Source organism: Mesorhizobium sp. B2-6-4 (assembly GCF_006441495.1).
Taxonomy (GTDB): Bacteria; Pseudomonadota; Alphaproteobacteria; order Rhizobiales; family Rhizobiaceae; genus Mesorhizobium.
The window spans coordinates 24,454-51,309 of sequence record NZ_VFUE01000009.1 but is presented as its reverse complement, the minus strand read 5'-3'; the positions used below and the strand labels follow the sequence as shown (position 1 = coordinate 51,309).

Here is a 26,856-nt window from a genome sequence, read left to right as displayed (position 1 = left end):
ACCATCAGGGCGTTCAGGTGACGCCCGGGAACCTTTGCCGGAACGACCGCAGAAGGTCACTCATCACCTGTGAATTGCGATGTTGCCGAGGCAACCGCACGTCGAACACGCCGAGCACATGTGCTGGTCGCGGCGCGAGCACGATGATGCGATCCGACAGCATCAGCGCCTCGCGTAGATCGTGCGTTATCATCAAGGCGGTCGTGGGTCGTGCCGACCATACCGACAGAAGCAGGTGACGAAGCCGCTCGGCGGTCTGGTGGTCGAGCGAGACAAAGGGTTCGTCCAGGACAAGCATCGCCGGCTCGGTAGCGAAGGCCCTGGCAAGTGCTGCCCTGCGCGCAAGGCCGAGCGACAGTTCCGCAGGATAGAGAGAACGCATGCCGGCGAGGCCGAGAGTTTCAAAGAGCCCGTCAAGGTTCTTCGTTCTCAAGCTTTTCGGCAAGGCCAGCCTGACATTCTGCTCCACCGTTCGCCACGGCAGCAAGATCGGCTCCTGGAACACGGCCGCAATGCGGTTGGAGCCTCCTTGCGGCAACTGGAAGGATCCGGAAAAATCCTTGTCCAACCCAAGCAGGATACGCAGCGTCGTGGTCTTGCCGCAGCCCGACGGTCCCAGCAAGCAGGCGAATTCGCCTTGCCGGACCTCGAAGCAAAGGTCCTGAAGCGCCGTGATCGAGACGCCTTGCGCGGACCTGAAAGTCTTTTCAGCGATATCGACCCTAAGCGGGACGACGGCGCCAACGGGTTGCATGTCGTTCAACGGGTTGCACCAGAAGAAGTTCGATGACGAGCATCACCGCCACGAAAGCCAGTGTGTAGGCAAGAATGGCGGCGACGTCGAAGAGCTGGAAATAGAGATGGATCTGGAAGCCGACGCCGTTCGACCGGCCGAGCAGTTCGACGACCAGGACGATCTTCCAGATGAGGGCGATGCCGGATCGTGACGCGGCGGCAAGATAGGGTTGCAATTGCGGCAGCAGGATGTGGCGGATGCGATCGAGAGGACCGAAGCGATAGACAGTGGCCATTTCGGCGTAGCTCGGATCAAGCGCCCTGGCGCCCTCACGCATCGTCACCACGACATTCGGGATTTTGTTCACCGCCACCGCGCCGATCGCCGCCGCCTCGTTGAGGCCGAACCAGATGTAGCCGAGGACGATGACCACCAGCGCCGGGATGTTGAGGAACAGAATTACCCATGGGTTGAAAAAGCGGTCGGCGCGACGATAGCTGCCGAGCAAAACGCCGATGACCGATCCTATGATCATCGCGACGATATATGCCGCGGCGACCCGGCCGAGGGTCGCGCCGAGATGATAGAAGAGGTCGCCGCTCGCAGCCTCCCTGAGGAGCACCTGCCAGACCTGTCCCGGCCCCGGGAGGGCACGGCTCCGCCAGACACTCGCCGCAAGGCTCCACAGCAGGCAAAGCCCGAGCAAGGAAACCGCCACGGTCAGCGCGGGCATCAGCGTTGTCGCCAAGCTGGATCGCCCGGACATGCTCGTCGGGGCACCTCGCGTGCCGTTGCTGGTTTCCGGTGCGGTCATTCCGTGCGGTCCTGCCAGAATGTGCCGGGCGCCATCTCGGGCGCGCTGCCGACCAGCTTCGCGCCACCGATCGCCGCCAGCACGTGATAGAGCTTGCCGGCGTCGGCCGCTTCCTCGGCGACCGCCCGCCTGGGGATGCCTTGGCGGTAGCGGTCGCGCAGTTTTTCCAGTTCTTTGCCTTCCGCGCGAATGATCGGCGCCAGGCGCAGCCACTCCTCGTCGGATCTGGCCAGCAGGTCCTTGGCTTGCGCGGAGGCCCTGACGAAGCCCCTGGCGGCCTCCGGGTTCTCGTTCGCCCATTGGTCGTGGAAGACGTAACCGAGTGCCGACACAGGTCCCAAGGCGCCGAGCGCACGCGCCGCATCGTTCACGCCCATCAATCGACGAAAGCCGTTGGCCTCGAGACGGGCGCAAAAATGCCAGAAATTCAGCACCGCATCGACTTCGCCCTGCATGGCCTTTTCCGAAATCAGCGGTGGCGCGCCAAAGATGATGTCGCTGGTTGCCAACAGGTCGACCCCGTAGTCGCGTCTGGTCAGAGCCTGTATCAGGAGCCAGCTCTTGTCGAGCGGGCCGCCGGCGACGGCGATCTTCCTGTGCTTGAGGTCGGCGACCGTCCGGATCGGCGACCCCTCCTTCACCATGATCGCCCCCACAGCGGTCGAATAGGGGGCTAATGTGAGGTCGCCGCCTTCCGACCGTTGGCGCGAGACCCACAACCAGTCGGAGACGATCATGTCGATCGCACCGGCCAGCAAGGCGACGTTGGTCGCGTCCTCCCCGGCGAAATCGATGATCTCCAGATCGATCCCGTTCGCCACATCGAATTTGTGTTGCCTCAACGTGTCGAGTTCCCAACTCACGGTTCCAAACTTCAGGACACCGACGCGAATCCTGGCTGCTGCAAAGACAGGCCTTGCGGCAAGAGCAGCGACTGTGCCGAGAACCGCCAGACGCAGCGTGTTGCGCCGTGAAATCATCATGACACCTCCTCCCTGGGCTCCAGGACGTCAATCAGATCGCTCGTTCCTTGCTCGGAAAGGCGCATTTCCAGCGCATGACCTTGAGGGCCGGGTGTTCCTGAGACCATTTCGCGATCTCGCTGGGTGCAAGGAACATGCATTGGAGCAGAGAGCCGCGGCTCTCGAAATAGAGGTGTTCGTCTCGGCAATTGCCCGGATTGGTGCTGAGGCACACCGTTAATATGAGATCGACCATATCCATTTAGCACCTCTTGCGCTCCGGGACGCCTGTCTCGACTGGTCCGGCCCAATGAGGAGCCTGGACAAAATCGCCAGTTGCCGGATTCCCGAGGTGCCAGTGGAGAAACCGGATGTCTTGAAGCTACGCATTCGCCCGATAGCCGTCAACAAAGACGAATACCGGTACCCTGGGTACCCAAGCCTCTATACCTTTATACGATTGACTTTCACCCCACGCCAACTAGCTTTTCGATTCGCGCGGCGCCGCTTCACAAAGGGAAAGCGGATACTCCACTCCACCGCGTAAGGTGCATGTCAATGGATGAAAGATCGGCATGCGCAAAATCGTCCAGGGCACCCAGACGATCCATGAGGAAATGCCATGCGCGCAATCGCATTTTTCGCAGTCGTGTTTGCTGTGTCCTTCATCACAAGCCAATCCCAGGCACAGGATGCCGCGGCGGGTGAGAAGGTCTTCGCCAAATGCAAGGTCTGCCATGTCGCCGACCAGGACAAGAACAAGGTCGGCCCGTCGTTGAACGGCGTCATCGGCCGGACGGCTGGCACACACCCGGGGTTCAGTTACTCCCAAGCGATGGTCGCGGCAGGCAAGTCCGGCGTCAAATGGGACGAACCCACGCTGACGACTTACCTTCGCGATCCCAAGGCCATGGTCAAAGGAACGAAGATGGCGTTCGTCGGCCTCAAGCAGGACCAAGACATCGCCAACGTCATCGCCTATTTGAAGCAATTCTCGAAATAGCGGCGCCGCCGGCCGTTCGAACTTGCGTCCGGCCGGCGTTCGCCCCGATCAAGCACCGGCTTGCAGCCCCTGCATCGCCGCAGGCAGGTCGAAAAGGCTGTCGCAAACCTGGTCGGCGCCAAGCTCTTCAACCGGAAAATGGGTGTATCCGCCGCGCAGCAGAATGACGGGCATGCCGGCGGCGCGCGCGGCGCCTGCATCGGCACCACTGTCTCCGACCAGCAGCGCGTCACAGGGGTCGACTCCAAGCTGGGCGAGCGCCAGCAGCAGAGCATCGGGCGCGGGTTTCAGGCATGTCACCGCGTCTCCGCCAATGATCGCACGGAAATATTCCGTCAGTCCGAAATGCAGCAGGATCTCGCGAGTCGCCAACTGCGGTTTGTTGGTCGCGACGCCCATGGCCATTCCCTTCGCGTAGAAGTGTGTGAGAACCTCCCTGACGCCAGGCATCAGTCTTGTCAGGCCGGTCAGATGTCGGCTGTAGATCGGCGCCATGACGCGGTTGGCCTCATCGAGCGCGTTGCCGACGAGCGGCGCTCCCGACGCCGCGAAGGCCCGCTCGATCAATTTCCTGACGCCGCCACCGATCATGGCCTTGACCTGGTCCAGGCGCAACGGCGGCAGATCGCGGCTGGCCAGCAACTCGTTGACGGCGGCCGCTATATCAGGCGCCGAATCGACCAGTGTGCCGTCGAGGTCGAACAGGATCGCCTTCGGCGGTCGAAGCGACCTACCTGCGCCGACATTCATGCAGCATCCTTCCACTTGATCGAGCAGCCGATCGAGGCGATCTGGTCGAACGGACCATCGCCGGTTCGAGCAACCTGCTTCATCGCCTCGAACAGATCGCGTCGCAGCCCGAGCGGTCCGGATTCGCGTCGCGACGCGTCCAGCCGGCCGCGATATTGCAGTCTCAGTTCGCTGTTGAACCCGAAGAAATCGGGAGTGCACACCGCTGAGTAGTCGCGCGCTACAGTCTGGGCCTCGTCGTGCAGGTAAGGGAAGCTGAAGCCGTTCGTCACGGCGAAGCGCTTCATGTGGTCGAAGGAATCGTCCGGGTAGGTGTCGGCATCGTTGGAGTTGATGGCGACGAAGCCGATACCTTCGGCCTTGAGGTCATTGGCGTCGCGCACGATGCGAGAGATCACGGCCTTCACATAAGGGCAGTGATTGCAGATGAAGGCCACGACCAGGCCATTCGGGCCGGCGTGACCGAAGATGGAATGCGACGTGCCGTCGACGCCGGGCAAAACGGCATCGATGGCGGGCCAGCCGAAATCGCATACAGGTGGGACCGCAGCCATGTTCGTCTCCCCGACAACGGTTTACGCGGCTTTCCGGATCGCGCCATCGGCCGCCTGTCTGATGGCGCCGATATTGGCACGATAGGCTGCCTCGGTGCCTCCCTTGAATACAGCCGAACCGGCGACCAGTACGTTGGCGCCAGCCGCGGTGACCAGCGGGGCGGTCTCGGCCGTGACTCCGCCGTCGATCTCGATGTCAATCGGGCGATGGCCAACCAAAGCCTTGATCCGTCTGACTTTCTCGACGACCGCTGAAATGAAAGCCTGGCCGCCGAAGCCTGGATTGACCGTCATCAGCAGCACCAGATCGAGCCGGTCGAGCACATACTCGATGACACTCTCCGGCGTCGACGGATTGAGCGACACCCCGGCCTTCTTGCCAAGATTCCTGATCGCCTGCAATGAGCGGTCGAGATGCGGTCCAGTCTCGGCATGCACCGTGATGATGTCGCAACCGGCATCGGCGAAGGCGGCCAGATAGGGGTCGGCCGGCGCGATCATCAGATGGCAGTCGAAGATCTTGTCCGTTCGACCACGGATCGCCTTGATGACCGGCGGACCGAAGGTGATGTTGGGCACGAAATGCCCGTCCATCACGTCGAGATGGATCCAGTCGGCGCCCGCCTGAACGACAGCTTCGACCTCGTCGCCGAGCCGCGAGAAATCCGCGGAAAGCACGGAGGGCGCGATGATTGTCCTGGTGACCATGGTCGTCGTCTCCAATTTCTGTCTTCCGTGTCGGGTCGCCGCCCGCCAGCCGGCTTCGCCCTCAGCGCGTCTTCGTCTCCGGTTCGCCTTCGAGCTTCCCTTCCGCGAATACGCGGCTGCCGCGGATATCGGATTCCTCGATGGTAATAAGGTCTGCCTTGGTCAGGGCACGGCTTCGCGATGCGAAAAGCCGATTGGCCTGGCGAAGCCGCGCCCGGTCCAGCCCATTGCGCACCGAGCGCGCGTTGGAGAAATGCGGCAGCCTCATTCGGATCGGAAGATACTCTTCGAGGGCCTGGGCGGCCGCCTCGCTGAGGCGATAATTCTGCTCCGCCAGCATGATCTCGGCGATCGATTTCAGCTCGCTGACGCCGTAGTCGGGAAAATCGAGGTGGTGGGCGATGCGCGAACGCATGCCGGGATTGCTGTCGAAGAAACGATCCATCTTGTTCTTGTAGCCGGCAAGGATCACGACCAGGTCGTCACGATTATTTTCCATGCATTGCAGCAGGATCTCGATCGATTCCTGGCCGTAGTCGCGTTCGTTCTCGGGCTTGTAGAGGTAATAGGCCTCGTCGATGAAAAGCACGCCGCCCATGGCACGCTTGATCACGTCGCGCGTCTTGGGTGCGGTGTGGCCCACATACTGGCCGACGAGATCGTCGCGCGTCACCGCGACCAGGTGGCCTTCGCGGACATAGCCGAGTCGATGCAGGATTTCGGCCATCCTCAGCGCCACGGTGGTCTTGCCCGTGCCCGGATTTCCCGTAAAGTTCATATGCAGCGTCGGTGCGCCCGAGGTCAGCCCGAACTTGCGGCGAAGCCGGTCGACCAGGAGAAGAGCCGCGATCTCGCGGATGCGGTTCTTGATTGGCTTCAGGCCAATGAGTTCGCGATCGAGCTTGTCCATCACCTCGTCGATGTTGGACGCTTCGAACTCGGCCTGCAGATCAACCGATTCGTCCTGAGCGCCAGCGCCCTTTGCTATCGTGTCCAGCATGGCTCAGCTAGCTCCGCTCGCCCTCGGGCCTGTCGGTCGCATAAGGCACGATCGAATAACCCTGGCTGCGGCCGTCACGCTCCTGGCGCAGCAGCCGGAACCCGGGTTCGCTGGGTGGCCGGTTGACGATGAACGACATGCGCGGCGCTTCCCATCCCTTGGTCGAATCGAAGGCGGTTACCCGGACATACATGTTCGGACAGGCTTTCCGGCAAGCGTTGACTTCGAGCAGGATGCCCGCCGGGTCTCTCAAATCGAACATCGGGTTGCCGTACATTTCCCAATAGGTGTTTCGCGGATGCGGATCGTCCGTGTACTCGACGCTGACGGCCCAGTGGTTCTTCAGCGCATATTTGATCTGCGCCGAAATCTGCTCATCGGTCAGGTCGGGCAGGAACGAGAACTGTCCCTGCGTGACCTTGTTTCCCGGATTGGTCATCATGGCGACGGTTCCTTTCTTCTAGAAGCTGGGCGTTGCGGTTGGCACGAAATCGGCCGTGTCGGTCGATTCATAGTTGAAGGTGACATCCTTCCAGGTCTCCAGGGCAGCCTTCAGCGGCGTGCACCATTTGGCCGCCTGTTCGAGGATTTTGGTCCCTTCGCGCAAATAATCGCGTCCCTCGTTGCGGGCCAGGATCATCGCTTCCAATGCAACGCGATTGGCCGTCGCGCCCGCCTGGATGCCGTCGGGATGGCCGATCGTGCCGCCACCGAACTGCAGGATGACGTCCTCGCCGAGATAATGGATCAACTGGTGCATCTGGCCGGCATGGATACCGCCCGAGGCGACGGGCATCACCTTGTTGAGCGAGGCCCAGTCCTGATCGAAGAACAGCCCGGTCTCGAGATTCTGCGGCGTGCGCTCCTCGCGCAGCGTGTCATAAAACCCCTTGATCATGAGCGGGTCGCCTTCCAGCTTGCCGACCACAGTGCCGGCGTGGATATGGTCGACGCCGGCCATGCGCATCCATTTGCAGATGACGCGAAAATTCATGCCGTGGTTCTTCTGGCGCGAATAGGTCGAATTGCCGGCGCGGTGCAGGTGCAGGATCATGTCGTTGCGGCGTGCCCACTTGGCCATCGACTGGATCGCCGTGTAGCCGATGACGAGATCGATCATGATGATGCAGGAGCCAAGCTGTTTGGCGAATTCGGCGCGCTCGTACATCTCCTCCATCGTGCCGGCGGTGACGTTGAGATAGTGGCCCTTGACCTCGCCAGTGGCAGCTGAAGCCTTGTTCACCGCCTCCATGCAGTAGAGGAAGCGGTCGCGCCAGTGCATGAAGGGCTGCGAGTTGATGTTTTCGTCGTCCTTGACGAAGTCGAGGCCGCCCTTCAGCGCCTCGTAAACGACGCGGCCATAGTTGCGGCCTGACAGGCCGAGCTTCGGCTTCGTCGTCGCGCCGAGCAGCGGACGGCCAAACTTGTCGAGCCGCTCACGCTCCACCACGATGCCGGTTGCGGGTCCCTGGAAGGTTTTGAGATACGCGACCGGGATACGCATGTCTTCCAGTCGCAGCGCCTTGACCGCCTTGAAGCCGAACACGTTGCCGATGATCGATGCGGTCAGGTTGGCGATCGAGCCCGGCTCGAACAGGTCGAGGTCGTAGGCGATGTAGGCGAAGTACTGTTGCTCGGTCTTGGTGCCGGGACCGGTGTTTGGAACCGGCTCGGATCTGAACGCCTTGGCGCGGTAGAGCTCGCACGCTGTCAGCCTGTCGGTCCACACCACGGTCCAAGTCGCGGTTGAGGATTCACCGGCGATGGCGGCCGCTGCCTCCTCGTGGTCGACGCCGGGTTGCGGCGTGATCCGGAACATCGCGATCAGATCGGTCTCCTTGGGCCTGTAGTCCGGCTCCCAGTAGCCCATCTTCTTGTAAGGGATGACCCCTGACTTGTAGCGTTCCTTGCCTTCCTTGAGCGTACCCGCTGGCAGCATATCGATCTTGTTCATGACAGGTCTCCTGTTTGTTGCTCAGGCGGCTTTCGCGGTTGCGATATGGGGCGCGAGTTTTCCCGCGGCATAGCGTTTGGCCATCTCGTCCATGGCGATGACCTTGATCTTCGAGGCGTTGGACGCCGTGCCGAAACGCTCGAAGCGGTCTCGGCAAAGATCGTGCAAGGCGTCCATGGCGGGCTTCAGGAATTTTCGGGGATCGAACTCGCGCGGATTCTCCGTCGCGACGCGGCGGAACTGCCCGGCCATGGCCATGCGGCAATCGGTGTCGATGTTGACCTTACGCACGCCGTAGCGGATGCCGCGCTCGATCTCCTCCACCGGGACGCCAAAGGTCTGGGGCATCTCGCCGCCATATTTGTTGATGATGTCCTGCAGTTCCTGTGGCACCGAGGAAGAGCCGTGCATGACCAGATGCGTGTTGGGCAGCTTCTCGTGGATCGCCTCGATCACCTGCATGGCCAGGATGTCGCCGTCCGGCTTGCGGGTAAATTTGTAAGCGCCGTGCGAGGTGCCGCAGGCGATCGCCAGCGCGTCCACCTGGGTTGCGGCCACGAAGTCGACCGCCTGATCGGGGTCGGTCAAGAGTTGGTCGTGGGAGAGTGCGCCCTCGGCGCCGTGGCCATCCTCGGCCTCGCCCTGGCCGGTTTCCAGCGATCCGAGCACGCCCAGTTCGCCTTCGACGGAAGCCCCGACCCAATGCGCCATGCGTGTGACGCGTTCGGTTACGGCGACGTTGTAGGCATAGCTTGCCGGCGTCTTGGCATCTGCCATCAGGGATCCGTCCATCATCACCGAGGTGAAGCCGTGGCGGATCGCGGAAAGGCAGGTGGCCTCGTCGTTGCCGTGGTCCTGATGGATGCACAGCGGAATGGTCGGATGCATTTCAGTCAATGCCTCCATCATTTTGGCCAGCATGACGTCGTTGGCGTAGGACCGGGCGCCACGTGAGGCCTGGATGATGACAGGTGCGTCGCAGGCTTTGGCCGCCTCCATGATTGCGAGGCCCTGTTCCATGTTGTTGATGTTGAATGCAGGCACGCCGTAGCCGTGCTCGGCGGCATGGTCGAGAAGCTGGCGAAGGGTGATGCGGGCCATTGTGGGTCCTCCTAGACGATGAGCTTCAGCGCGGCCGCGGCAACCGCTTCGGATGTTATGTTGAAATGGCGGTAGAGATCGGGGGCAGGGGCGCTGGCGCCGAAGCCGGCCATGCCGACGACAGCGCCCGTCTCGCCGACCCAGCGGTCCCAGCCCAGCCGGGCTGCCGCTTCGACCGCGACGCGCGGCGCGGAGCCGAGAACAGCCTTGCGGGTGGCGTTTTCCTGCTCCTCGAAAAGCTCCCAGCAAGGCATCGAGACGACCGCGGCGGCGACGCCATGCTCGGTCTCCAGCCTTTCGGCGGCGGCAACCGCGATCTCGACCTCCGAGCCGGTTGCGATCAGGGTGACGGCGCGGTGCCTGGCTGGTTCGCGTAGGATGTATGCGCCCTGGCTGGAGCGGTTCGCATCGCTGTGCGCCTCACGCAGCATCGGCAGGTTCTGGCGCGACAGCACCAGCACGCTCGGCCGATCCCTGCTCTTCAGCGCAAGTTCCCAGCATTCCGCCGTTTCGATGATATCCGCTGGGCGAAAGACATTGAGGTTCGGCGTGGCACGCAGCATCGCCAGGTGCTCGACCGGCTGATGCGTCGGGCCATCCTCGCCGAGGCCGATGGAATCATGCGTCATCACGTAGATGACGCGCTGGCCCATGAGCGATGAGAGCCGTATCGCACCACGCGCATAGTCCGCGAAGCAGAGGAACGTACCGCCATAGGGCACGAAGCCTCCATGCAATGCGATGCCGTTCATGGCGGCGGCCATGCCGTGTTCACGAATGCCGTAGTGAATATAGCGGCCGGCATAGTCGCTCGGCGCAATGCGGTTCATGCCCTTGGTGATCGTCAGATTCGAGTGCGTCAGATCGGCCGAGCCGCCGACGGTCAATTCCGTGGCGCCGTTGATGACCTCCAGCGCCATTTCGGAAGCTTTTCGCGTTGCCACCTTGGTTGCCTTCTCGACATGCTCTCGGCGAAAGGCATCGAGCGCTTCGAAGACCGCGTCGGGCAGTCTGGCGGCGACCGCGTTCTCGAGGGCCTCTCGCTGCGGCGAGGCGGCAAGCCGCTGCTCCCACGCGCCCCGCATCGCTTCGCCGCGGCCGGCAATTTCGCGCCAGGCGAAAAGCACGTCGTCCGGCACCTCGAACGGCGCGAAGGTCCAGCCGATGTTCTCGCGGGTCGCAGCGATCTCTGCTTCGCCCAGCGGCGCGCCATGCGTCTTCTCCGAACCGCCGAGATTGGGGGCGCCCTTGCCGATTACAGTGCGGCAGGCAATCAGCGACGGTCGATCCGACTGCCGCGCCGCCTCGATAGCCGCGGCGACAGCTTCCATGTCGTGGCCGGAGACCGTTTGGACATCCCAGCCGGCGGCTTTGAAGCGCGCCGGCTGGTCCATCGACGTGGACAGGGAGGTTGGCCCGTCAATGGAGATCGCATTGTCGTCCCAGAACACGATCAGGCGGGAAAGCTTCAGGTGGCCGGCGAGGTCGATCGCCTCGTGGCTGATGCCTTCCTGCAGGCAGCCGTCGCCTGCAATCACATAGGTATGATGGTTGACCAGATCGGCACCGTAGCGGGCAGCAAGCATGCGCTCCGCCAGCGCCATTCCGACCGCCGTGGAAATGCCTTGTCCGAGCGGGCCGGTGGTGGTCTCGACACCAAGCGCGTGGCCATATTCGGGATGTCCGGCCGTGCGGCTGCCCAGTTGCCGAAACCGCTGCAACTCCTCGATCTGCATGTCTTCATAGCCGAGCAGATAGTGCAGCGCGTATTGCAGCATCGAGCCATGGCCGGCTGAAAGCACGAAACGGTCACGGTCGGGCCAGCCCGGCCTGGAAGGATCGATATTGATGAAGCGGTTGAACAGCACCGTTGCGACATCGGCCATGCCCATCGGCATGCCGGGGTGTCCCGAATTCGCTTTTTGGACGCTGTCCATCGCCAGCACGCGAATGGCGTTCGCCATGTCGAGCTCCGAGACGACGGCGGCGGCGGCAGGCTTTAGTGCTGTTTGGCTGGTCATGACGTCCTCCTCACGACACACGGCTCTTGCGTTCGATCAATTGCAGGATGAGGGGCGTCAGGATTAGCTGCATGGCAAGGTCGAGCTTGTTGCCTGGCACCACGATGGAATTTGGCCGCGACATGAACGAGTCGTGGATCATCGACAGCAGATAGGGAAAATCGATGCCGCGCGGATTGGCGAAGCGGATAACCAGCATCGATTCGTCAGGCGTCGGAATCCAGCGCGCGATGAAGGGGTTGGACGTATCGACAATCGGCACGCGCTGGAAATTGATGGCGGTCTGCGAGAATTGCGGGACAATGTAGCGGACATAATCGGGCATCCGGCGCAGGATCACGTCCATCACCGCCTCGGTGGAATAGCCGCGTGTCGAACGATCGCGATGGATCTTCTGGATCCATTCGAGATTGATGACCGGCACGACGCCGATCTTGAGATCCGCATGCTTCGCCAAATTGATCGTGTCGGTGACGACACAGCCGTGCAGCCCCTCGTAGAAGAGCAGGTCGCTGGGACCGAACTCGCGCCATTCGGTAAAGCTTCCCGGTGGCGTGCCGTACTGCTTTTCCTCTTCCTCGTCATGGATGTAGGTGCGGGTTCTTCCGGATCCCCGGCGGCCGTATTCCGCGAACACCTCTTCGAGAATCCCGAGTTCGTTGGCCGCGGCATGGAAGTGGGTGAAGTTCGGATTGCCGGCCTTCTCCTCTTCGGCCACCTTTGCCTTCATCGCGGCGCGGTCGTAGCGGTGGAATGCGTCGCCTTCGATGAACGCGGCCTCGATGTTCTCGCGCCGGAAGATCAGCTCGAAGATACGCTTGACCGAAGTGGTGCCGGCGCCCGACGAGCCGGTGATGGTGATGATGGGGTGCTTGGCTGACATGGTGCTGCTCAGGCTCTGAAGAGGCCACGGCGGCTGAACAGCGGCGCTCGTTCGCCGATGTTGCTCGGCTCGGTGTGGTAGCGGGTGACGCGCGCGACCTCCCGCGCCGACCCGAAGACCATCGGCACGCGCTGGTGCAGGCTGTCGGGTTCGATGTCCAGGATGCGGTTGATCGTATCGGTGGCCGCACCGGCAGCCTGTTCTATGAGATAGGCAATCGGGTTGGCCTCGTAGACCAGGCGCAGCCGTCCCTGACCGTAGCCCTTGCGCCGGTCGCCGGGGTAGAGAAACACGCCGCCGCGCATCAATATGCGGTAGCAGTCGGCGACCAGGGAGGCGATCCAGCGCATGTTGAAATCCTTCTCTCGCGGTCCTTCGGTGCCCTCCAGGCAGTCGTCGACATAGAGCCGCACGGCCTCGTCCCAGTGCCGGTAGTTGGCGGCGTTGATGGCGAACTCCTGGGTGCGTTGCGGAATGATCCGGCTCTCGTAGGCCTGGACGAAGGTGCCGAGCCTGGCCGACAGGACGAAGATATGCGTACCGCTGCCGAGCGACAGGACGAGCGCCAACTGCGGCCCATAGATGAAGAAACCGGCGCCTAGCTGATTCACGCCCGCCTGCAAAAAAGAGGCGGCCGGATCGGCATCCGGCGCGCCAGTTGCGGGCAGGAGCGAGAAGATCGTTCCGATCGACACGTTGGTGTCGATGTTGGAAGAGCCGTCGAGCGGGTCGATGGCAATGGCGAGTGGTGCTTGCCTGTCGAGCAGGACCGGCTGCTCCAGCTCCTCGGAAGCGTAGAGCGCGACCGGAGCGTGGCGCATGGCGTCGAGGAAGATGTCGTCGGAGAAGACGTCGAGATCCTTCTGGACATCGCCGTCGGCGTTGGCGCCACGAGTCCCGGCAAAGGCGGCGCCGAGCACACCTTGATTGATGGTATTGCGGATCTTGCTGGCGGCCTGTGTCAGCTGACGGACAGTCGTTACGACCGCGGAGCGAAGTTCGTCCGGCTGGCCGAGATAGGAGTTCAGAAAAGCGTCGAGCGTTGCCGCTGGCATCGTAACCTCCCGATCCAGCCGCGTCTCCTCGGATCGGCTGGATCGGGGGAATGAAAACAAACGACAATTGATAAGTAAAATTCAATAACTTTACGTTGGTACTAAAAATAATTTAGTATGAGACATGAGAAACCTCACGCTCAAGCATTTCAAGACCATCCAGGCCATCATCAGGCACGGAAAAATTGTGAGTGCGGCCAAGGCGTTAGGTCTGTCTCCTTCAGCACTGACAATTCAGTTGCGGCAAATGGAGGAAGAATTCCAACTGGCTCTGTTCGACCGGACGTCGGACGGCATGCGTCCCACTGCCGCAGGTTTGGCCGTCGTTGAGGCAGCGCAAGCTATCGAGGAGCATCTCGGTCTGCTCGAAGACAAGATCGACGCCATCAAGGGCGTTCGTACGGGTAGCTTGAGGCTCGGCGTCGTTTCCACCGCCAAGTATTTCGCGCCGCGGTTGATGGCTGCGTTCATGAAGGAACATCCCGACATCGACATGCGGCTTGCCATCGGCAATCGTGCCCAGACGATCGACAACCTCAAGAATCACGACATCGACATCGCGCTGATGGGGCGCCCGGCGAAAGAGGTCCCGGTGCGTGCTTCGGTCTTCGGCGACCACCCGCTGGTCATCATCGCACCGCCCGAACACCCGCTGGCGGCGGCACGCGATATCTCCAAGGAGCGCATTGCCGAGGAGCATTTCCTTATTCGCGAGCCCGGCTCCGGAACCCGCATCTCGCTGGAAATATTCCTGAGCGACGTGCCTGGCCGCATCGATGAACTCGGCGTCGAGATGGGCTCGAACGAAACGATCAAGCAGGCGGTGATGGCTGGTCTGGGCATCGCCTTCATTTCTGCCCACACGATCGCCGCGGAAACCGAAGCTGGCCGGCTCGTCATCCTCGACGTTGTCGGCATGCCGATCCGCCGACAGTGGTTCTCGGTGATACGAACCGATCACGCAATCTCGCCGGCCATGGCTACGTTCAACGACTTCCTGATGCGCAAGGGCGCGATGTATCTGCCCCTGTTCGGTAAGCTTTATCCCGATTCCTGAGCGGGATGACCGACGGATGGCGTTCGGAATCGACCGGAGCGAGACGCCGGACGTGTCGCCTGCCAAGAGACGTGAAATCCGTCGCAAGGTCGACTGAAGGTCTATTTCTTCCGACCGAGCGTTTCCGAGACGGTCCTGGACAATTGATAGAGCCGCTGCTCGATTATCGTCGGCACGTCGCAGACATAGGTCAGCGACTGGACACGTTCGTTGAAAATGCGCGTCGCGAAATTCAACTGGTCGGTTCGCCGTTCGACTTCGTCCGGATCGGCGTCGGCTTTGGCACGTAGGGCGTCGACGTCGGATGCTTCCTTGCGCAATTCAGCCGCCATTTCGAGCTGTTTGTGGGCATAGCGGGAAATGCCGGAAATCACGTGCGAACGCTCGGCGTCCATGTGATCGAACATTCCCTGCACCAGCATCGCCATCTTTGGTGCGACCTGCTCCGCCGGCAGAGAAGCCACGAAGTCCTTGATCTCCTTCTGGGCTTCGGCAATCGGCGTCCGTCGGGCCGCCACCGCCTCGACCAGCGCGGAGACGCCCGAATCCTTCGACCAATCCTTCGCCGCCGGGGGAAGCTCCGGCCCATTCCAGATCTGGCCGAGCGAGAGCTGCGGCACCTTGCGCTGCATGCAAGGCCAGTCGGGATCGGTGTTTGCCGCCCTGGCGTCCATCGGGACAAGCATGGCGACCAGAACCAGGGTGTGCACAAGTCTCATTCGCGCCATCAGCCGTTTCCTCCCGTGTCCTGTTTGCGGGTCATCAGGCCGCGCGAAGGATCGTACGCAATGATGGCGCCGCCCAGAAACAACAGCGTGCAACCGGCGACGACGCCCAGCGACAGCCAGTCGATCTGCCCATAGAAGGCGAAGCGGATCAGTTCGACGGCATAGGTGAACGGATTGGCGAGGCAGATCTTGTAGAGCAGGGGGCTTGCCTCCTGGATACGCCACAAAGGATACAGCGCCGGCGACGCGAAATAGCCTGGAAAGATGACGAAGTTCATGATGCCGGCGAAGTTTTCGAGCTGCTTGATCATGGACGACAAAAGCATGCCGAGCGCGCAAAGCATCATGCCCGACAGAAACAGTGCCGGCAGCACGTAGAGATAGCCGAGCGGCGGCGCCCTGACGCCCCACAACCAGGCGACGATCAGAAATGCGTAGACTTGCACGATCGATACGGCCACGCCGGCCAACATCTTCGACACCAGCAGGAACCAGCGCGGAAATGGGCTGACCAGCAGGATGCGCATGTTGCCCATCTCGCGGTCGTAGACCATCGACAGTGAAGACTGCATGCCGGAAAACAGCAGGATCATGCCGCACAGACCCGGAGTGATGTAGACCTCGTAGAGCACATAGGTCTTGTAAGGAGGGATGATCGACACGCCGAGCACCTGGCGGAAGCCGGCGGCGAAGATGAACAGCCAGACGAGCGGCCGCACCAGTGAGGAAATGAACCGTTCGCGTTGGTGCAGGAAGCGCAGGCACTCGCGCAGGACGATGCCTTTCAGGCAAATGAGATAGTGGCGGAGGCCGAATGGTTCAGACCCTACCGGTTTGATGCTGACAACTTTTCCGGGCATCGCAGGAGCGCTCATGACGATGTCTCCGCCATGCCTGCCGCGTCGATGCGGCTGAGCTTCGAAAAGGCATCGCGAATGGAATTTCCTCCATTTGCCTGGACGACATCCGACACCTTGCCCCTGGCGACCAGGTCACCCCGCCGCAGCACGACGACATGATCGGTATCGTTGACTTCATCGATCAGATGCGTGGCCCAGAGCACGCCGATACCATCGGTTTCGACGAGCTTGCGGATGGTGGCGAGGATGCCAGCACGCGACTCGATGTCGAGGCCGACGGTCGCTTCGTCAAGCAGGAGCAGGGAAGGTCGGTGAAGCAGCGCCCGGGCGATCTCGATGCGCCGCATCTGACCGCCGGAGAGGCTGCGTGCCTTGTCATGCTGGCGGCCCTGCATGTCGACTGTGTCAAGCAGCGCGGCGATGCGCTGCCGGGCTTCGCGTCCGCCAATGCCATGCAGCGAGGCATGGTAGGAAAGATTCTGATAGACGCTGAGATCGAGGTCGAGCGTGCGCGCCTGGAACACGATGCCGACCCGTCTGAGCGCTTCGCCCGAAGCGCTGCGGATGTCGTGGCCGAAGATGCGGATCGACCCGTGACGCGTGTCATAGAGGTGGCTGATCAGGGAGAACAGCGTTGTCTTGCCGGCCCCGTTGAGGCCGAGCAGGACGGTGAACGTCGCCGGCAAGATCGAGAACGAGACCTCGTTGAGTGCCCGCTTCGGTCCATAGGAGTGGCTGACGGCACTGACGTCGAGCGCCGCCGCCTCGTCTCCCGGTCCGCTTGTCCTCACATGCTGCATGCCCGGATCGCTCCTTCAGGACGCGTTGGCAGGACGCACTGCTATCTAGCGCGCCTGATTTCCTTTGGTCTCACTTGATCGTGATCTTGCCCTTCAGGCCCTTGTCGGCGAGGTCGGGAACCGACCAGGTATACTCGCCGGGGCGAACTGTGTGGAATTGCACCTGGATCGTTCCCGCGTCGTCGAATTCCAGCCAGGCCGGTCCGCCGTCCATATGCACCTCCAGATCGTCGATGACGATCTGGTCCATCCACACATTGCGGAACAGGTCGGTCACGAACTTGTATTCGAAACCGCCCTTGGAGGTGATCTTCCAGCGATAGCCTTGGCCGGCGATCAGCTCGAAATCCTTCTGATTGACGGCATAGGTGGAATCGGCCGAGCCGATAATCAATTCCGGCAGGTTCTTGCTGGCACGCGATGGTTTTGGCGTTGCGTCATCCGCGCTTGCGCCGATCGGAGCAAGCACAAATCCGGCGAGCGCGGCGAAGATAAATCTATGGCGAAATTTCATGTCGCGATCCTCCCCATGATCAATGTCTGCTATTTGGGCGAAATGGCCACACCCCAAGGCTGCTGGCCCACGGTGAGCGATTGGACCGGCTCGTCGGTCGCCGTATCGATGAACGTGATGTCGTTGGAGTTGCCATTCGTGGTGATCAGCGTTTTCTGGTCGGGTGTGAAGGCCAGGTGCCAGACGCGTTGGCCGACGAGGATGTATTTCTCGACCTCGAAGGTGTCGGTATTGACCACGGCGACATGGTTCGCCGGGCCGAGCGCGACATAGGCTTTCTTGCCGTCGGCGCTGATGGCGATGCCTACCGGCTGGATGGTCTCAGCCCGCAATCCCTGAATCGCGAACTGGATCTTCTTCACCACTTCGCGTTTGGCGTTATCGATGACGCTGACGGTGCCGCCCACTTCGGCGCTGACCCAGACCTGCGAGCCGTCCGGCTTGAATTCGGCAAAGCGCGGGCGCGTGTCGACCAGCACGTTATCGGTTACATCGTGGGTGCCAGTGTCGATGAAATGCGCCATGCTGGTGGTTTCCGAGGTGTTGACCATGGTCTTGCCATCAGGGCTGATACCCATGCCTTCCGGTTCCACGCCGACTGGAATCTCGGCCATGACCTGCTTGCTCTCGACGTCGATGGCGGTGACGAGGTTGTCGTCCTCATTGGCGACATAGAGCGTCTTGCCGTCAGGCGAGAGCACGAACAATTCGGGATCGGGGCCAGATGGCAGCGTGCCGACGATTTGCAGCGTCGCGGTGTCGATGATTTCGACCGTGTCGTCATCACTGGCGCAAAGATAAACGAATTTGCCGTCATGCGAGATGGTGATGCCGCGTGGCCTCTGGCCGACCTCGACGGTCTTCACCACTTGCATGGTGGCCGTGTCGACGACCGTCATCGTGTTGTCCTTCTCGTTGGAAACGTAGGCCGTATAGGCCGATGCCGGGCTGGCCGTGAGGCCGGCCGCGAGAATGGCGAATGCACAAGCTCGTGTCTGCACGCAAATTCCTCCCCTTTGGCCCTACTTGAGAACGCATTTCGTTTCCGGCTGATCGATACCAAGCGTATCGAGTTCGGAGAATTGGTGGAGATAGCCCTCCTGCGGTGATGTCGAAACGACCGACTTGGTGTCGCCAAGCAGGATCGGCTGGCGAAGCTGGAGGTTCCATTTGCGGAAGGTGAGCTTCTGTCCCTTGAAGGCGGCAACCGAGAAATCGCCCGACCGGATGTAGTCACTGATCTTTTTGGCATCGTCGCCTTTGGTGCGCGTGGTGGCTTCGCCGACGCCACGCACTGCTGTCCACGCCGACATGTCCTTGGAAAGCATCCGCCGGCCCGTCGTCTTCAGGAAGCGGCTCTGCATCTGGATGCCGCCCCATTGCTCGCTGGCGGGATGCCACGACGATGCAACAAGCCCGGCCGTGCCGGCGACCAGCCGCGGCGTCCAGGTGCGGTAGGGCACGTAGGTGCCAAACACCTGGCTTTCGTCGGCGACAAGCACAATGTCGTGCTCCGGCAGATCCTGCGTGAATACGGAAATCTGCTGCTGTATCTGCGTGGCGCCGGTGTCGGTACGCCTGGCCGTGCCGGTGTCCTTGAATTCCTTCTCGGCGACGATCTGGCCGCCGAAACGGGTTGCCGCGCGGCGCAACGCGTCGGCGTAGAGATGGTCCTGCTCATGCGAGCCGTAGAGCAGCACCCAATTCGGCCACTTCTTCACCATGAGATACTGCGCCAGCGCATCGGCAAGCATGCTGCGCGTCGGCGCGATATGAAAAACATTGATGCGGCAGTCCTCCTCGCGCAGGCTATCGTCGGTGGCACCGATGTTGAAGATCAGCACGCCCTTGTCGCGGGCTATATCGGCGATCGACAGCAATTGTTTGGCCGAGAGGTCTGCGACGACATAGTGGTCACCTTTGGCGATCAGGTCCTCGAATGCCTGAACCGCGTCGGCTTCGGGTTTGATCTCGGTCACGTCGAGGCTGAATTTCTGGTCGGTGAATTTTCCGGTGGTGTTGTTATCGCCGATTGCCACAGTGGCGCCGGCGACACCTTCATCACGCGGCGGCAGGTCGAGCATGGAAAGCGTCAATTGCGGCGCGTAGGCCCGCAAATACCCTATCTTGATTTCAGTGACCTTTTTTTCCGGCTTCGCCGCCGCTTCCTGGGCTATCGCGCCCGGAGCGTTGACGGTCAGGGAAAAAAAGCACAAAAAGGCGGCGAGAGTGCCCGGCACCGCGCTCGTCATCGATAGTAATTACCCATTCTTGCGCTGAGGTCCGACGGGTGTCGGAGCAGCGCCAAGTCCAGGTGCCCATGGTCAACTTAGCCGACCCGCAAAATTTATCAAACCCTATCGGACGACTTTTCGCGTCTGCCCTGGCTCGGTGTCTTTTTGACAAACATGCAATGGCGGCTGAAAAGATTGCCATCTTCGATTTCGAGGTCGTTCGCAGCTATGTCATCCGCGACGTGCGCGAGAATCAAGCGGACGAAGGACAAAAGATCTTGTCCTCCAAACTGGAGAAACTGTTCAAATGACCAGAATGCTGGCCAGCGTCACCGGCATCGAAGAGGCGGAGATCGTTCTTTCGAGCGGCGCCGACATCGTCGATCTGAAGGATCCGAAGGCGGGAGCGTTGGGCGCGGTACCCACGGAAACCATCCGCCGAACGATTTCGTTCATCGCTGGTCGGGCTCCGGTCAGCGCGGTCTGCGGCGACCTGCCGATGGAACCCGAAACGATCCGCGCCAAGGCTGAAGAGATCGCGGCGACCGGCGTCGATTATGTCAAGATCGGGTTTTTCCCATCGGCTCACATCCCTGCCTGCGCGGAGGCGCTCGAACCGCTGGCCGCGCGAACGAAGTTGATCGCTGTGCTCTTTGCCGATCTGGCGCCGGACTTCGAGCTCCTGCCGGTATTCGGCAGGCACCGCTTCCACGGCGTGATGGTTGATACCGCGCAGAAGGGAAAGGGCCGGCTGCTCGACCATTTGCCACCGGAGCGGATTCCGGGATTCGTCGATCGAGCCAAGTCGCTCGGTCTGATGGTTGGCCTGAGCGGATCGCTCGAAGCCCCGGATATTCCACGTCTATTGCCTTTCGCTCCCGATTTCCTCGGCTTTCGCGGCGCGCTGTGTGGCCATGCCGACCGCGCGGGTTCAATCAGCGCCGAGGCGGTCTCGCAGATTCGCGAATTGGTCCCGGCAGAGCCTGGGACGGGCGGTAAATCGAGCATCGACTATCGCCTGTTGGCAGCGAGAGGCTATTCGCCGGGCACCGATCCGACACTGGGCACGGACAGGATTTTCGTGCGGGATTTTGTTCTGCCGGTCCAGATCGGTGCCTACAGCTTCGAGCATGGTCATACTCAAAAGGTGCGCTTTGATGTGATCGCCGACGTGCTGCAAGTCACCGACCATCCCGAGGACATGCGCCATGTGTTCTCCTATGACATCATCATGGATGGCATTCGCACCATCGTCGCGCGGGGGCACATTCAGCTCAGCGAGGCTTTGGCCGAGCAAGTGGCGGCGCACGTTCTGGAGAACCAGCGCGTCGTGCGCGTCACGGTAAGGGTGGAAAAACTCGAGCTCGGGCCTGGCGGTGTCGGCGTCGAGATCGAACGCAAGCGCCAATCGGCAGGACGCGGTGTCGCCTCCGGCTCTGCCGGCCGAAAAGACAGAGGCAGTGTTTCCCGGCCGCGCCAGCAAGGCTCCGACGTCCTCGGGCGGGCCGTCGTCAAGCTTGGCGGCAGCACTGCCCATGCGGCGGAAATGACGAGCTGGATCGCGGCGCTGGCGGGTTCCAGGTTACCGATCGTCATCGTGCCCGGCGGCGGCCTGTTTGCCGATCAGGTGCGCGAGACGCAGACCCGCATGGATTTTTCCGACACCGCCGCACATGCCATGGCGATCCTCGCCATGGAGCAGTTCGGCCAAATCATCCTCGATCGGGACGAAAGACTGACGCCGGCACGATCGCTGGAGGAGATTGTGCGAGCATTGGACGAAGGCAAGGTTCCGGTGTGGCTGCCGTCGTCACTTGCGTTGCCGGCACCGGACCTTCCGGCCTCTTGGGACATTACCTCCGATTCCCTGGCTGCCTGGCTTGGCGGGAAGCTTGGCGCGAACGCGCTGTTGCTTATCAAGCAGACCGATGCATTCTTCGACAACGATACCCCTGACAGCCTGAAGGCCAGGGGCATTGTCGACCCAGGCTTTGCCGCCATGCTGCCCGACGGCATCGATTTCCGTCTCGCCGGTCCGAAGGATGCCGCCGAGGCGGGCGCGCTACTCGCATCGGGCAAGCTGCCCGGCATCGGGATTGTGGCTTCGACCCGCTCGGCAAAGAAGGCAGGATAGCCGATGGTGAAGCTGCACGTGCCGCGCTGGGCGTGGGTTTTGACGGGGTCCGGGCATTTTTTCACGGAGAGCTTCGCACTTGTTCGCCAACTCGAACATTGCGATGTCTTCGTGTCGAAAGCCGCCAATGAAGTGCTGCGCATGTACAAGCTCAAACTCGATTTTCCGGAGACGACGCGCGTGCTGCACGACAAGACGGCGAGCGCCATTCCCGTCGGCGAATTTTACCACGGCGTCTACCACACGGTCGTGGTGGCGCCTGCCTCGTCCAACACGGTTGCCAAATGCGTCTGGGGTATATCCGATACGCTTGCCACCAACGTCTTTGCGCAAGCCGGAAAGTGCCGCGTGCCGATCATCGTCTTTGCCTGCGACACCGCACCCGAACTCGAAACCATGGCGCCGCATGGCCTGGTCAAAGTCTATCCGCGCAGGATTGACCTGGAAAACACCGAGCGGCTGAAGGGGTTCGAACGAACCCAGGTGGTCGAGTCGCTCGCGGACCTCAACGCGGCGGTTCAGCAACGCCGGGCCGAGCTGTCCGGCCATGGCTGAGCGGCTGGTCTTTCTCACGGGACATCTGGCCAGGGCACGGTTGGAAAAGCTGCTATCCGGTCTGGGCGAGACGGAGTTTTCGTGGGAGGTGGTCGACATAGGTGTCAAGGTCGCCGCACTGATGACCGAAGACATCATAAAGCGGCGTCTCATCGCGCCCAACGCCGTTGACCGCTTTATCCTGCCAGGGCGCTATCGCGGCGATATCGAGCAATTGTCGAACCATTTCGGCGTGCCCTTTGCGCGCGGTCCTGACGAGATCGCGGACCTGCCGGCCTTTCTCGGCCGTGTCGGCGAGCCGCCGGATCTTACGCGTCACGATATGCGCATCTTCGCCGAGATCGTCGATGCGCCAATGCTGTCGATCGAAGCGCTCACGCTGCGGGCGGGGACGCTAGCTGCGGCCGGCGCCGATGTCATCGATCTTGGCTGCCTGCCTGAAACGCCATTTCCGTTGCTGTCGGAGGCTGTGCGCGAGCTCAAGGCACAAGGATTTCAGGTCAGCGTCGATTCGGCCAGCGCGGACGAACTGTCGATCGGTGCACGCGCCGGTGCGGACTATCTTCTCAGCCTCGACGAGAACACGCTGCCGTTAGTGTTCGGCCATGGGGCTACGGCAGTGTTGATCCCGTCCGCCCCCGGCGATCTGGATTCGCTTGGCCGCGCTATCGATGCGGCGCAAAGGGCTGGCATTTCCTTTATCGCCGATCCCGTGTTGGATCCGATCCACTTCGGCTTCGCCCAATCGCTCGGCCGCTTCATCGAGGCGCGCCGCCGCTGGCCGAAGATCGAATTGCTGATGGGCACCGGCAATCTCACCGAACTTACCGACGCCGACAGTTCTGGCGTTACGGCCGTTCTAACGGGGCTCTGCTCGGAACTCGGGATTCGAAACGTGCTAGCCGTACATGTCAGCCCTCACACGGTGCGGACGATCGAGGAGCACGACATTGCCCGTCGCATCATGTTCGCTGCCCGCAATGACGGTGCACTGCCGCGTAGCTATCACCCAGGCTTGCTGCAGATCCACGATCGCAAGCCCTTCACGGCCTCGACCGATGATATCGCTGGATTGGCGGCCGAGGTGCGCGACGCCAACTACCGTATCGCGGCAGCGGAGGACGGCATTCATATTTTCAACGGCAAAGGGCACGCGGTTGCCACGGATGCGTTCGAATTCTTCGCCGGACTTGGCGTGGAGACCGATGGTGCGCATGCTTTCTATCTGGGCGCGGAACTGACGAAGGCCGAGATCGCGTGGCGCCTCGGCAAGCGCTATGTTCAGGACGAGCCGCTCGCATGGGGCGTTGCCGCACCGGCTCCCGAAACCGACCGTACCCGTCTTGCCAAACCGGGCGAAACGCTTCGCGCGAAGAAGGAGGGCTAGGTGCCTTACATTCGCGAGACAATCATCACCACTGTCGACAAGGCAGGAAAGGTCCATATCGCGCCGATCGGCATAATCTCCGAAAAAGACGGCTGGGTCATCGCACCGTTTCGTCCCTCGGTTACGCTCGACAATCTGGCGGCGGTGCCGTTCGCCATCGCCAACTACACCGACGACGTGCGCGTCTTCGCTGGATGCCTGACCGGGCGCAAGGACTGGCCGACCGTTCCCGTTGAAGATTTTCTGGTTCCCCGGTTGGCGACTGCGCTGGCGCATTCGGTTCTCGAAGTCGAGAGCGTTGACGATGATGGCGTGCGCCCTCGCCATTTCTGCCGCGTGGTTCGAGAGGAAATGCATGCGCCCTTCACCGGCCTTAACCGTGCCAAGGCGGCTGTTCTGGAACTGGCCATCCTGGTCAGCCGGCTCGGCATGCTACCCCGCGACAAGATCGAGGCCGAGATCGCGTATCTTTCGATCTCTATCGAAAAGACAGCCGGCGCCGACGAACGGGAAGCCTGGGGTTGGCTGATGCAGCGTGTCAGCGATCACCTGGCCGTCAAAGGGTCCAGCAGCGAGGACGCGTGAGCGTGACGACGCGAGCGCCGCTACGCTGCTTGCGATCGATATCCAGCCAGCAGCGCCACCGCCGATGCTGGTGCGGCGCGGCTGGCCTCGCCGCGAACAGCGTCATGGGCGGGGACGATGTCGGCGAAATCGACAAAGCGACGTTCCATGCGCTCGGCCAGCCGCCTGATCTGCCAGCGGCCCGTTCCGGCGCCGACGATCGGAACATCTTGAGCAAGACCCCAGGCAACCAGGGATGCTGCGTCGTGGATTTTCCGCAATTGCTGCTCGCTGAACCAGCGTGCGACTTCACCCCATTCCGGCGGCGAAAGTTCAGCGGCGTCGCGCCCGACCATGCGCGCCAGTCGCGCGATTGAGCCGTGGACGGTCTTTTCCTTGCCGTCGGCGGAAGGGTGCATGTCGTCCTCCTCATCGAGCACGCCCAGGATCCGGTGCGCGTCGGCGATCGAGGCGAAATACTCGTTCATCAATGGCGTCAGCCTTCGATGGACCGGAGCAGACGAGGCTACACCGAACAGGAATGTCCTGGTGAAACCGGTATAGACCAATTCACCAGTCAGAAGCCGTCCGGCATCGGTGTAGCCCTCATTGACGACGGCGCCGTCCTTTATGGCGATAATGTCGGTGGTGGTGGAGCCCATATCGACGAACAGGGCATCGCCGGCCAGTTTTGCCACCAAAGAGGCTGTCGCGTGCCAGTTGGCGGAGGCGACATCAGTGCTCAGCCGCGCTGCCTGCTCGACCTCGACAAAGCCGGATGATCCGGCATAGATCAGCTTTTCGCCTGTGGGAAAACGATTGGAAATCTGACCCAGCAGCGTCGTCACGCCGATATCGCGGGACGCAAAGATGTCCGATAGCTCGCCCGTCATGGTGAACGCGTTGAGATCGGCTTCCGCATAGATCGGGGCTGTTTCGTCGAGGGCCGAGGTCAGGCTGTGCAACCCTTGCCAAAGCGGCGTGGCGATCGTTACCGCGCCGACGATGCGGCCGCCTTGCGCGCGCGTCACCTTCAGATGCGCGCCGCCAATGTCGAAACCCGCAATGATGCTCTTTCTTTTTTCCACACTTCAAGCTTTCATGACAGCAGTTGGTTGGCGAGAAAAGCGTTGCGCATCATTCCGGTTCTCGACTTGAAAGGCGGCGAGGTGGTTCGTGCCCAGCAAGGAAAACGCGATCGCTACCGGCCGATCATTACGCCGCTCAGCCGAAGTTCCGATGTCCTCGCCGTCGCCGAAGGGTTGCGCACGCTTCATCCCTTTTCGACCTTCTACATCGCCGATCTGGACGCCATTGGAGGCGGTACTCCAAACAGCGACGCACTTGCCCGGCTGAGGGCGATGACGCAGCCGCCTGAGCTCTGGGTCGATGCCGGCGTAGCAGACAGGAAAACGCTTCTGGCGGCGCTCGCTGAACATTCGGTTTACCCGGTGTTGGGCTCCGAATCGCAGCAGGACGATGTGCTGCTCCGGCATTTTCGCGATCATCCCGATCTCATCCTGTCCCTTGACTTCTTTGGCGATGATTTTTGCGGACCGCGTTCTCTTCTCGCTGAGCCCGAGCTTTGGCCGCAAAAGGTGATCGTCATGACGCTGGCCAAAGTCGGTGCGGCCGCCGGCCCGGACTTCAGGCGGCTGGAGGAGGTCAAGGCCAAGGCGGGAAGTCGCGCGGTCATCGCGGCCGGCGGCGTCCGCGATGACAACGATATCCACGCATTGTCAGCAATGGGCATCGCCGCAGCGCTGGTCGCAACCTCACTGCACAACGCCACGCTCACACCTAGTCACCTGGCGTCGCTCGGCGCCTGATCACAGTTGCTCCTCACCCCCGAAAGGCGGGCGCCCTTCGGGAGTGTCGCTTCAAAAGCCCAGAACCCTTTTCAGCCGGCGCAACAGACCATCCGTTTCGGAAGATGGCTTTTCCTGTGCGGGGCTGTCTCTTGTCTAGGCCGCGAACGGATGCTTGACGTTGTCGCGCTGAGCGGTGGCTTCGGCGGCGGTCGGGGTTCCTGCGATAGCGCGCTGGATGGCCTCCTTTGTCGCCTCGTAGTTGTATTTTTGGATCTTGGCGTCGTCGGCCGCGTCCCAATGGATGAATACGCCAACGCAAATGAACACGTCGTCCGCTTCGTTTGCCGGAATTGTCCCGTCCGCGACGCTGTCCTGCACTGCCTTTGCAACGGCGTGCTGCGCCGGGCCGAACATCTGTACAGCCTGCTTGGCGCCCTTGATCGTGACCTTGTTGAACATCACCGTATTGGGCTTGCATTGAAGATTGGGCGCGATCACCGCCAAAAGCGAGGTAAAACCGTCCTTGTTGTTGGTAAGCGCGTTGCAAAATGCCGTTTCGACTGCGCTCCCTCGCGGCCCGATGAGCAGGTCGACATGCGCGACTTCGTTGCCGTCCCCGACCAGCGATTCACCGACCATTACCTTCGAGATTTTTGCCATGCCAATTTCCT

At 61.6% G+C, this 26,856-nt stretch carries 30 protein-coding genes; 8 read left to right on the top strand and 22 right to left on the bottom strand.

What is annotated here, in order from left to right:
* Positions 1-13 precede the first annotated feature (13 nt).
* The 4 genes from FJ426_RS14030 to FJ426_RS14015 all read right to left on the bottom strand — a co-directional run bounded on the left by FJ426_RS14030 (position 14) and on the right by FJ426_RS14015 (position 2,774).
* A complete protein-coding gene (locus tag FJ426_RS14030) occupies positions 14-754 on the bottom strand; it encodes an ATP-binding cassette domain-containing protein (protein WP_140825240.1) in 741 nt (246 codons plus the stop codon).
* Positions 723-1,469 carry an ABC transporter permease gene (locus tag FJ426_RS14025; protein WP_224519073.1) on the bottom strand — a complete coding sequence of 249 codons (747 nt, stop codon included), beginning with the start codon at positions 1,467-1,469 and terminating at the stop codon, positions 723-725. The genes FJ426_RS14030 and FJ426_RS14025 overlap by 32 nt, the downstream gene beginning before the upstream one ends.
* Before the next feature lie 77 nt (positions 1,470-1,546).
* A complete protein-coding gene (locus tag FJ426_RS14020) occupies positions 1,547-2,533 on the bottom strand; it encodes an ABC transporter substrate-binding protein (protein ID WP_140825233.1) in 987 nt (328 codons plus the stop codon).
* Between the two features lie 31 nt (positions 2,534-2,564).
* Positions 2,565-2,774, bottom strand: coding sequence for a hypothetical protein (locus FJ426_RS14015; protein WP_140498232.1), 210 nt, complete (start codon positions 2,772-2,774; stop codon positions 2,565-2,567).
* Positions 2,775-3,134: 360 nt separating this feature from the next.
* Between FJ426_RS14015 and FJ426_RS14010 the strand changes: the two genes are divergently transcribed.
* Positions 3,135-3,515, top strand: a complete 381-nt coding sequence (locus FJ426_RS14010) for a cytochrome c family protein (protein ID WP_140498230.1) — start codon at positions 3,135-3,137, stop codon at positions 3,513-3,515.
* Positions 3,516-3,563: 48 nt separating this feature from the next.
* Here FJ426_RS14010 and gph read toward each other — a convergent pair whose 3' ends face one another.
* From gph to FJ426_RS13960, 10 genes are all read right to left on the bottom strand, one after another.
* Positions 3,564-4,265: a phosphoglycolate phosphatase gene (gph, locus tag FJ426_RS14005; protein WP_140515137.1), complete on the bottom strand. Its 702-nt coding sequence runs from the start codon at positions 4,263-4,265 to the stop codon at positions 3,564-3,566.
* A complete protein-coding gene (locus FJ426_RS14000) occupies positions 4,262-4,819 on the bottom strand; it encodes a thioredoxin family protein (RefSeq protein WP_140515138.1) in 558 nt (185 codons plus the stop codon). The genes gph and FJ426_RS14000 overlap by 4 nt, the downstream gene beginning before the upstream one ends.
* 21 nt (positions 4,820-4,840) lie before the next feature.
* Positions 4,841-5,527: a ribulose-phosphate 3-epimerase gene (rpe, locus tag FJ426_RS13995; protein WP_140515139.1), complete on the bottom strand. Its 687-nt coding sequence runs from the start codon at positions 5,525-5,527 to the stop codon at positions 4,841-4,843.
* Positions 5,528-5,588: 61 nt separating this feature from the next.
* Positions 5,589-6,527 carry a CbbX protein gene (gene cbbX, locus FJ426_RS13990; RefSeq protein WP_140557415.1) on the bottom strand — a complete coding sequence of 313 codons (939 nt, stop codon included), beginning with the start codon at positions 6,525-6,527 and terminating at the stop codon, positions 5,589-5,591.
* Between the two features lie 7 nt (positions 6,528-6,534).
* Complete coding sequence (locus FJ426_RS13985) at positions 6,535-6,969, bottom strand: ribulose bisphosphate carboxylase small subunit (protein WP_140498220.1); 435 nt, start codon at positions 6,967-6,969, stop codon at positions 6,535-6,537.
* Between the two features lie 18 nt (positions 6,970-6,987).
* Entirely contained in the window at positions 6,988-8,481 is a 1,494-nt protein-coding gene (locus FJ426_RS13980; protein WP_140498217.1) for a ribulose-bisphosphate carboxylase large subunit, read from the bottom strand.
* A gap of 21 nt (positions 8,482-8,502) precedes the next feature.
* Complete coding sequence (gene fba, locus FJ426_RS13975; RefSeq protein ID WP_140515142.1) at positions 8,503-9,582, bottom strand: class II fructose-bisphosphate aldolase; 1,080 nt, start codon at positions 9,580-9,582, stop codon at positions 8,503-8,505.
* Positions 9,583-9,593: 11 nt separating this feature from the next.
* Positions 9,594-11,603, bottom strand: coding sequence for a transketolase (tkt, locus tag FJ426_RS13970; protein WP_140560480.1), 2,010 nt, complete (start codon positions 11,601-11,603; stop codon positions 9,594-9,596).
* A 10-nt stretch (positions 11,604-11,613) separates the two neighbouring features.
* On the bottom strand, positions 11,614-12,486 hold the full coding sequence (locus FJ426_RS13965; protein WP_140498210.1) for a phosphoribulokinase: 873 nt from the start codon (positions 12,484-12,486) through the stop codon (positions 11,614-11,616).
* A gap of 8 nt (positions 12,487-12,494) precedes the next feature.
* Positions 12,495-13,541 carry a class 1 fructose-bisphosphatase gene (locus tag FJ426_RS13960; RefSeq protein WP_140515144.1) on the bottom strand — a complete coding sequence of 349 codons (1,047 nt, stop codon included), beginning with the start codon at positions 13,539-13,541 and terminating at the stop codon, positions 12,495-12,497.
* Between the two features lie 124 nt (positions 13,542-13,665).
* On the opposite strand from FJ426_RS13960, the gene FJ426_RS13955 reads away from it, so the two are divergent.
* The gene (locus tag FJ426_RS13955; protein WP_140498205.1) at positions 13,666-14,598 is read left to right on the top strand and encodes a LysR family transcriptional regulator; all 933 of its coding nucleotides are present in this window, start codon (positions 13,666-13,668) and stop codon (positions 14,596-14,598) included.
* A 101-nt stretch (positions 14,599-14,699) separates the two neighbouring features.
* Here FJ426_RS13955 and FJ426_RS13950 read toward each other — a convergent pair whose 3' ends face one another.
* From FJ426_RS13950 to FJ426_RS13925, 6 genes are all read right to left on the bottom strand, one after another.
* Positions 14,700-15,326: a hypothetical protein gene (locus FJ426_RS13950; RefSeq protein WP_140524706.1), complete on the bottom strand. Its 627-nt coding sequence runs from the start codon at positions 15,324-15,326 to the stop codon at positions 14,700-14,702.
* A complete protein-coding gene (locus FJ426_RS13945; RefSeq protein ID WP_181167204.1) occupies positions 15,326-16,186 on the bottom strand; it encodes an ABC transporter permease in 861 nt (286 codons plus the stop codon). The genes FJ426_RS13950 and FJ426_RS13945 overlap by 1 nt, the downstream gene beginning before the upstream one ends.
* Before the next feature lie 11 nt (positions 16,187-16,197).
* Positions 16,198-16,986, bottom strand: coding sequence for an ATP-binding cassette domain-containing protein (locus tag FJ426_RS13940; protein ID WP_140560482.1), 789 nt, complete (start codon positions 16,984-16,986; stop codon positions 16,198-16,200).
* A gap of 70 nt (positions 16,987-17,056) precedes the next feature.
* Positions 17,057-17,500, bottom strand: coding sequence for a hypothetical protein (locus FJ426_RS13935; protein WP_140498197.1), 444 nt, complete (start codon positions 17,498-17,500; stop codon positions 17,057-17,059).
* Positions 17,501-17,529: 29 nt separating this feature from the next.
* Positions 17,530-18,501, bottom strand: a complete 972-nt coding sequence (locus tag FJ426_RS13930; RefSeq protein WP_140524705.1) for a YVTN family beta-propeller repeat protein — start codon at positions 18,499-18,501, stop codon at positions 17,530-17,532.
* A gap of 21 nt (positions 18,502-18,522) precedes the next feature.
* Positions 18,523-19,752: an ABC transporter substrate-binding protein gene (locus tag FJ426_RS13925; protein ID WP_140560483.1), complete on the bottom strand. Its 1,230-nt coding sequence runs from the start codon at positions 19,750-19,752 to the stop codon at positions 18,523-18,525.
* 38 nt (positions 19,753-19,790) lie between these two features.
* Here FJ426_RS13925 and FJ426_RS13920 point away from each other — a divergent pair, with 38 nt between their 5' ends.
* Genes FJ426_RS13920 through FJ426_RS13900 form a run of 5 tightly spaced genes read left to right on the top strand, consistent with a single transcriptional unit; the run spans position 19,791 to position 24,395 of the window.
* Positions 19,791-20,045, top strand: coding sequence for a hypothetical protein (locus FJ426_RS13920; protein ID WP_140560484.1), 255 nt, complete (start codon positions 19,791-19,793; stop codon positions 20,043-20,045).
* Entirely contained in the window at positions 20,042-21,868 is a 1,827-nt protein-coding gene (locus FJ426_RS31810) for a (5-formylfuran-3-yl)methyl phosphate synthase (RefSeq protein ID WP_140560485.1), read from the top strand. The genes FJ426_RS13920 and FJ426_RS31810 overlap by 4 nt, the downstream gene beginning before the upstream one ends.
* A 3-nt stretch (positions 21,869-21,871) precedes the next feature.
* Positions 21,872-22,423 carry a flavoprotein gene (locus FJ426_RS13910; protein WP_140515154.1) on the top strand — a complete coding sequence of 184 codons (552 nt, stop codon included), beginning with the start codon at positions 21,872-21,874 and terminating at the stop codon, positions 22,421-22,423.
* Positions 22,416-23,810: a DUF6513 domain-containing protein gene (locus tag FJ426_RS13905; protein WP_140560486.1), complete on the top strand. Its 1,395-nt coding sequence runs from the start codon at positions 22,416-22,418 to the stop codon at positions 23,808-23,810. The genes FJ426_RS13910 and FJ426_RS13905 overlap by 8 nt, the downstream gene beginning before the upstream one ends.
* Positions 23,811-24,395 (top strand): DUF447 domain-containing protein, encoded by a 585-nt coding sequence (locus FJ426_RS13900; RefSeq protein ID WP_140560487.1) that lies wholly within the window; start codon positions 23,811-23,813, stop codon positions 24,393-24,395.
* A gap of 20 nt (positions 24,396-24,415) precedes the next feature.
* Here the strand turns inward: FJ426_RS13900 and FJ426_RS13895 are convergent, their stop codons facing one another.
* Positions 24,416-25,462 carry a hydantoinase/oxoprolinase family protein gene (locus FJ426_RS13895; protein WP_140515157.1) on the bottom strand — a complete coding sequence of 349 codons (1,047 nt, stop codon included), beginning with the start codon at positions 25,460-25,462 and terminating at the stop codon, positions 24,416-24,418.
* On the opposite strand from FJ426_RS13895, the gene FJ426_RS13890 reads away from it, so the two are divergent.
* On the top strand, positions 25,412-26,203 hold the full coding sequence (locus FJ426_RS13890; RefSeq protein ID WP_140560488.1) for a HisA/HisF-related TIM barrel protein: 792 nt from the start codon (positions 25,412-25,414) through the stop codon (positions 26,201-26,203). The two genes, FJ426_RS13895 and FJ426_RS13890, sit on opposite strands and share 51 nt — an antisense overlap.
* Positions 26,204-26,338: 135 nt before the next feature.
* On the opposite strand, the gene fae is transcribed toward FJ426_RS13890, so the two are convergent.
* On the bottom strand, positions 26,339-26,845 hold the full coding sequence (fae, locus tag FJ426_RS13885; RefSeq protein ID WP_140498176.1) for a formaldehyde-activating enzyme: 507 nt from the start codon (positions 26,843-26,845) through the stop codon (positions 26,339-26,341).
* Positions 26,846-26,856: the final 11 nt, after the last annotated feature.

Excerpts from the sequence above, each read along its gene's own strand:
- FJ426_RS13940 (WP_140560482.1), bottom strand. The coding sequence starts at position 16,986 with ATGCAGCATGTGAGGACAAGCGGACCGGGAGACGAGGCGGCGGCGCTC.
- FJ426_RS13960 (WP_140515144.1), bottom strand. The coding sequence starts at position 13,541 with ATGCCAGCGGCAACGCTCGACGCTTTTCTGAACTCCTATCTCGGCCAG.
- FJ426_RS14030 (WP_140825240.1), bottom strand. The coding sequence starts at position 754 with ATGCAACCCGTTGGCGCCGTCGTCCCGCTTAGGGTCGATATCGCTGAA.
- FJ426_RS14025 (WP_224519073.1), bottom strand. The coding sequence starts at position 1,469 with ATGCCCGCGCTGACCGTGGCGGTTTCCTTGCTCGGGCTTTGCCTGCTG.
- FJ426_RS13980 (WP_140498217.1), bottom strand. The coding sequence starts at position 8,481 with ATGAACAAGATCGATATGCTGCCAGCGGGTACGCTCAAGGAAGGCAAG.
- FJ426_RS13965 (WP_140498210.1), bottom strand. The coding sequence starts at position 12,486 with ATGTCAGCCAAGCACCCCATCATCACCATCACCGGCTCGTCGGGCGCC.
- FJ426_RS13985 (WP_140498220.1), bottom strand. The coding sequence starts at position 6,969 with ATGATGACCAATCCGGGAAACAAGGTCACGCAGGGACAGTTCTCGTTC.
- FJ426_RS13890 (WP_140560488.1), top strand. The coding sequence starts at position 25,412 with ATGCGCGCCGCCAATGTCGAAACCCGCAATGATGCTCTTTCTTTTTTC.
- fae (WP_140498176.1), bottom strand. The coding sequence starts at position 26,845 with ATGGCAAAAATCTCGAAGGTAATGGTCGGTGAATCGCTGGTCGGGGAC.
- FJ426_RS13945 (WP_181167204.1), bottom strand. The coding sequence starts at position 16,186 with ATGCCCGGAAAAGTTGTCAGCATCAAACCGGTAGGGTCTGAACCATTC.
- FJ426_RS14020 (WP_140825233.1), bottom strand. The coding sequence starts at position 2,533 with ATGATGATTTCACGGCGCAACACGCTGCGTCTGGCGGTTCTCGGCACA.
- FJ426_RS14000 (WP_140515138.1), bottom strand. The coding sequence starts at position 4,819 with ATGGCTGCGGTCCCACCTGTATGCGATTTCGGCTGGCCCGCCATCGAT.
- fba (WP_140515142.1), bottom strand. The coding sequence starts at position 9,582 with ATGGCCCGCATCACCCTTCGCCAGCTTCTCGACCATGCCGCCGAGCAC.
- FJ426_RS13910 (WP_140515154.1), top strand. The coding sequence starts at position 21,872 with ATGGTGAAGCTGCACGTGCCGCGCTGGGCGTGGGTTTTGACGGGGTCC.
- FJ426_RS14015 (WP_140498232.1), bottom strand. The coding sequence starts at position 2,774 with ATGGATATGGTCGATCTCATATTAACGGTGTGCCTCAGCACCAATCCG.
- cbbX (WP_140557415.1), bottom strand. The coding sequence starts at position 6,527 with ATGCTGGACACGATAGCAAAGGGCGCTGGCGCTCAGGACGAATCGGTT.
- FJ426_RS13950 (WP_140524706.1), bottom strand. The coding sequence starts at position 15,326 with ATGGCGCGAATGAGACTTGTGCACACCCTGGTTCTGGTCGCCATGCTT.
- rpe (WP_140515139.1), bottom strand. The coding sequence starts at position 5,527 with ATGGTCACCAGGACAATCATCGCGCCCTCCGTGCTTTCCGCGGATTTC.
- FJ426_RS13905 (WP_140560486.1), top strand. The coding sequence starts at position 22,416 with ATGGCTGAGCGGCTGGTCTTTCTCACGGGACATCTGGCCAGGGCACGG.
- gph (WP_140515137.1), bottom strand. The coding sequence starts at position 4,265 with ATGAATGTCGGCGCAGGTAGGTCGCTTCGACCGCCGAAGGCGATCCTG.
- FJ426_RS31810 (WP_140560485.1), top strand. The coding sequence starts at position 20,042 with ATGACCAGAATGCTGGCCAGCGTCACCGGCATCGAAGAGGCGGAGATC.
- FJ426_RS13955 (WP_140498205.1), top strand. The coding sequence starts at position 13,666 with ATGAGAAACCTCACGCTCAAGCATTTCAAGACCATCCAGGCCATCATC.
- tkt (WP_140560480.1), bottom strand. The coding sequence starts at position 11,603 with ATGACCAGCCAAACAGCACTAAAGCCTGCCGCCGCCGCCGTCGTCTCG.
- FJ426_RS14010 (WP_140498230.1), top strand. The coding sequence starts at position 3,135 with ATGCGCGCAATCGCATTTTTCGCAGTCGTGTTTGCTGTGTCCTTCATC.
- FJ426_RS13925 (WP_140560483.1), bottom strand. The coding sequence starts at position 19,752 with ATGACGAGCGCGGTGCCGGGCACTCTCGCCGCCTTTTTGTGCTTTTTT.
- FJ426_RS13935 (WP_140498197.1), bottom strand. The coding sequence starts at position 17,500 with ATGAAATTTCGCCATAGATTTATCTTCGCCGCGCTCGCCGGATTTGTG.